Origin of the sequence: Streptomyces sp. T028 (genome assembly GCF_048159505.1) — a bacterium.
GTDB lineage: Bacteria > Actinomycetota > Actinomycetes > Streptomycetales > Streptomycetaceae > Streptomyces.
The window spans coordinates 1-4,444 of record NZ_JBLRVZ010000103.1 but is presented as its reverse complement, the minus strand read 5'-3'; the positions used below and the strand labels follow the sequence as shown (position 1 = coordinate 4,444).

Sequence of the window (4,444 nt, the reverse complement as noted above, 5' to 3'; positions counted from 1 at the left end):
GCCGCCGATCCCACCGACGGCACCTGGGTGGAGGGCGGCGACCTGAAGTCCGGCCAGTGGCTCCAGACCAGCGCCGGCACCCACGTCCAGATCAGGGCGATCAGCCGTTACACGAGGACGCAGGTCACGCATGACCTGACGGTCAGCGATGTCCACACGTACTACGTCCTTGCAGGCGCCACACCTGTCCTTGTCCACAACTGCGGTTGGAGTGAACTCGCGGCTTATCGAGCCAGCGAGGGAATGCCTGCACGCGGCAGTGCGGACGACACCTTCACGGCCGCCCGCCTGCAAATCGACGGGCAGGTCTTCTTCGGGAGGAACGCGCACGGTCGTGCGGTTGATATTCGGGTGAATGCTCAGACGAAGACCCATGCTGAAGCCGATGTGTTTCAGCAGGCGAAGGATGCCGGGGTGTCCGGTACCAGAGCAGTTCTCCATGTGGATCGGGACTTCTGTCGATCATGCGGAGCAACTGGTGGGGTTGGGTCCTTGATGCGCGGCCTGGGGGTTGAAGAGCTACTAGTTCATTCGCCCTCCGGTATCTTTACGATCAACGCAGTTCGAAGACCATCCACACCGAGACCGCTAGGGTAGGGCGCCATGATCAGGCTGGCAGGAGACGACCGAGACGGCCCCAAGACACGCGACTGGGAAGTTGAGAATCCGACGCCGGAACGAATCGCTCAGTCGATCGCGACTCTTGATGGGAATCGATGGACTGAGGTTTCCGTGACAGAGGATGACCCTTTTCGGTATCTCTCAATTGCGGGTGGTCCGGATCTCTTCCTCGTTACGGGGGAATCTGTCGATGGGGAAATCCTCCAGTTGAGGAACCCTGAGTGTGGCGCGGAGGAGGTCAGACTCGTATGCGGTGGCCAGATGGGTATTTTTGAACGATCCGATCTGGTTGACCGAGATCAAGCTGTCGAGGCTGTTTCGGAATTTCTGAATGGTTTTCCTGACGGATTCAGATCGGCCTGGTCTGTAGAATAGGAAAGGTCGCCGGGGAGTGCGTTGAAGCACTTCCCGGCGACTTTCTTGTTCAGTCACCGTCCGGCGTTGACGCAGCGGCAACGTTGCCGCTGAGGTTGAAAGGTCGGGGTGACAGCGGGCGTTGGTGGTGCTACATCCTCGTCATGAGGTACGCGGATGGCGGCGGCCTGACCGCTGCGGGGCGGGCGAAGCGTGAGGCAGTGCGCTTCGAGGCCGCGGAGATGTTCGAGCGAGGAGTGCGGCCGCCGGAGGTGGCCCGCAGGTTACGGGTGTCGCGGAAGTCGGCGTACGCCTGGCACGCCGCCTGGCGCCAGGGCGGCAGCGCGGCTCTGGCCTCCAAGGGGCCCGGCGGCTTCCCGTGTCAGCTCAGCGATGCCCGGGCGGAACGACTGCAGGCCGAGCTGGAGGCGGGGCCGGCGGCGCACGGCTGGACAGAGGACCAGCGGTGGACCCTGGCGAGGGCCGCGCAGCTGATCCATAGCCTGTTCGGCTACCGGTATACCCCGCGTGGGGTGTCGTATCTGCTGCACCAACTGGGCTGGTCGCCGCAGGTCCCCGCGCACAGGGCCGTCGAGCGCGATGAGCAGGCAGTGGCCAGGTGGCGGACGGAGCAGTGGTCACGGGTAAGAGGATGGCCCAGCTCCTGGGCGCGTGGATCGTCTTCGAGGACGAGGCCGGGCAGGACCTGAAGCCCGGCAAGGGCCGCACCTGGTCAAGGCGGGGCAGGATGCCGCTGGTCACAGTGGTGGGCAAGGGGTCGGGCCGGGTCCTGATGGCCGGGATGATCTGCGTCCGGCCAGGCCACGAGACCCGCCTGATCTACCGGACCCAGACCTACCGGGGCCGTACCGGCGAGAAGAAGGGCTTCCGGGCCCGGGAGTTTGCGGCCCTGTTGACCTCTGCCCGTCGGCAGCTCGGCGATGTCCCGCTGATCGTGGTGTGGGACAACGCCAGCACCCATCACGCCAAGCCCTTGCGGGAGTTCTGCGAGCGCAACAGCGACTGGCTGACCATCGTCAAGCTCCCGCCCTACGCGCCCGACCTCAACCCCGTCGAAGGCGCCTGGGCCCACGTCAAGAAGTCCCTGGCCAACCTCACACCTCGTGGCGATCGAAGACCTCACCCCGCTCGTGAAGAACCGCTTACGCGGCATCCAACGCCGGCCCGAAGTACTCGACGGTTTCATCGCCGGGACCGGACTGGCACTGGAGCCTCCGTAACGCTGTCACCCCACCCTTTCAACCTCAGCGTCAACAACCCCGCACAACCACGGACACCCACGCACTTCACCGGACCAGCAAACCGCGCTTGACCTGCGAAAAAGCAGGTAGATGGGTCTCCGCAGCACACGTACTATGCGCTGGCCGGGGCCACGCCGGTCCTCGTCCACAACAGACGGCAATGCCGACTCAAAGGTATAACCGGCAGCGTGACTACGGTTGCGCCGGTTCCCGAGCATGACCCCGCCGCTCGTTCTCCGCTATTACTTCCATGGAGGGTGGCAGATGACGGATACTGAGCGGCGCGCATATATGCAAGTCGGAATCAATGGCGCGGCCTGCCTTGCATGCCAAAAGAGCCAAGGTGCGGTCATGGCGAGAATATCTCGGAAAATCGCCAAAGCATTCGGGATGAGGTAATGGGACACTCGGAAGTGGTACACGAGGCGCTGCGACGGCATCTGGATACTAGCTGGCCCGATCGCGATCACGGCGAGTTCCGATGGACGCTCGGCCCGATTGAGGAAACGCTGCCTGGCTTCGTAGTGCACAGGGTCTCACCTCTTGGGCCAGGTGATTCGTACATCTATCTGTCGACTGGTGCTTTCGGTGTCAGTGATGAGTCATTGCGGGAATTCTTCATCATGTCGCCCACAGAGTCTCCGCGTCATGTTGAGACTCTCGCGATGGTCGCCCACTATCACAGTTTCCCGCAGCATCGCTTGAATCACGGATCCGTGCTGGATATTGGACGGCCGTGGATGGAGGGTTCCGAAAACCGTCATCTTCTTGTGTCCTGGCCGTACAGCTTGGACCGGAGGGCGGCTGTCTGTGTGGCGGACGGAAAAGAGATCACCTACCTTTGGCTAATTCCGATCTCTGCTGAAGAGGCGAGGTTCGCGAGAGATTTCGGGACTGAAGCACTGGAGGAGCGTCTCGAAGATTCAGGGGTTAATCTCCTGGATCCGTTGCGCGTCTCGACTGTCTAGCGTAATTCCGCTCCTGGAAATTTTGGCGGGCGCGTCGATAGTTGACCGGTCCAATAAATGGATCTGATCCGAATACCCGGGTAAGTCAAAGCAGCCTCGCCAGTGATCAATCCTTGGCGGGGCTGCTGCGTGCCTTGACGGCAGTAGTTGACGGCAACGTCAGCAGATGAGGGCGGTGCAGGGCGTCGTTGCTGGCGACCGTCTTGGTGATCTCCGGGGTGCTGAGGACGGTGCCGAGGGCGTCGATGGCGTCTCGCTGGAGGCGGAGTCTGACGTGGGCGTAGGCGGTGACGGTGACACCGATGTGGGCGTGGGCCGAGGGGTTCCTTGATCACGATGAGTTCGACGGCTGCTCTGGGTGGCCTCGCGGCAGAGCTGCGACACGGGGTGGGGGCGACACCGGACGGGTGTCCCCGACCCCCGGCGGCGTCGTGATCCAGACGGTACCAGCGCCAGCTAGTGCCCCATCAGGCAACGTTTGCCCTGTCGACGACGGCGCGTAGGCGCCGGTCGTCGGCATGGCGGTTTCGCCAGATGATGTAGCGGCGGATCATGCTGCCCTGTTCCTTGTGGTCGGCGTGGTCGGTGCCGTCGAGGGTGAAGTACCGCAGGGCCGTGAACTGGGCCTCGATCCGGTTCAGCCTGGAGGAGTTCGTCGGCGTGTAGGCGATCTCGACGTTGTTGGCCGCGGCCCAGGTGCCGACCCGCTGGCAGCGTTTCGTGGTCAGGTGCGGGGAAAAGTTGTCGCAGACGATCGCGATCCGCACCGTCGGGGGGTAGAGGGTGCGCAGGTAGCGGCAGAACTCCAGGAACTGCGTCCGCGTCTTGACCGGTTTGATGTGGCCGTAGAGCTTGTCCTTGGCCAGGTCCAGGGCGGCGAACAGGTGCCGGACTCCGCCGTAGCGGTTGTAGGTGGCCCGGCGCCTGCGGCGCGGTTCGCGAGCGGGGTCTTTGTGCCTGCCGCCGTGTTCGGCCCATTGCCGTCCGGGGTGCGGCATCAGGTTGAGCGGACCGAACTCGTCCATGCAGAAGACGACATCGGGTTCGCCGTCCTCGGGTATGACCTCGCCGTCGGCGATTGCGTAGAGGTGCTCGACGCGGGCCTTCTTGGCCGCGTAGTCGGGGTCGCGGGAGGTCTTCCAGGTCTTCAGAGGGCGGTATGTGACGTAGTGCCGCGTTTGTTGTCGCTGGAACGTGTGGCACAGGCGTATCGGGGCTGATCGGGGAGTCCTGCCGTGC

The 4,444-nt window shown here is 63.5% G+C and carries 6 protein-coding genes; 5 read left to right on the top strand and 1 reads right to left on the bottom strand.

Annotated elements, in window-relative coordinates; translation table 11 throughout:
• From ACLZN2_RS50495 to ACLZN2_RS50475, 5 genes are all read left to right on the top strand, one after another.
• Nucleotides 1-597, top strand: a 597-nt coding sequence (locus ACLZN2_RS50495) for a deaminase (protein ID WP_416986982.1), incomplete at its 5' end; no start/stop codon positions are given.
• A gap of 6 nt (nt 598-603) precedes the next feature.
• A complete protein-coding gene (locus tag ACLZN2_RS50490) occupies nt 604-996 on the top strand; it encodes a hypothetical protein (RefSeq protein ID WP_416986980.1) in 393 nt (130 codons plus the stop codon).
• Nucleotides 997-1,139: 143 nt separating this feature from the next.
• Nucleotides 1,140-1,685, top strand: a complete 546-nt coding sequence (locus tag ACLZN2_RS50485) for a winged helix-turn-helix domain-containing protein (RefSeq protein WP_416986979.1) — start codon at nt 1,140-1,142, stop codon at nt 1,683-1,685.
• Nucleotides 1,628-2,308 carry an IS630 family transposase gene (locus tag ACLZN2_RS50480; protein ID WP_416986978.1) on the top strand — a complete coding sequence of 227 codons (681 nt, stop codon included), beginning with the start codon at nt 1,628-1,630 and terminating at the stop codon, nt 2,306-2,308. The genes ACLZN2_RS50485 and ACLZN2_RS50480 overlap by 58 nt, the downstream gene beginning before the upstream one ends.
• Before the next feature lie 255 nt (nt 2,309-2,563).
• Complete coding sequence (locus ACLZN2_RS50475) at nt 2,564-3,205, top strand: suppressor of fused domain protein (protein WP_416986977.1); 642 nt, start codon at nt 2,564-2,566, stop codon at nt 3,203-3,205.
• A 467-nt stretch (nt 3,206-3,672) separates the two neighbouring features.
• On the opposite strand, the gene ACLZN2_RS50470 is transcribed toward ACLZN2_RS50475, so the two are convergent.
• On the bottom strand, nt 3,673-4,444 hold a 772-nt coding region (locus tag ACLZN2_RS50470), incomplete at its 5' end, for a transposase (protein ID WP_416986975.1).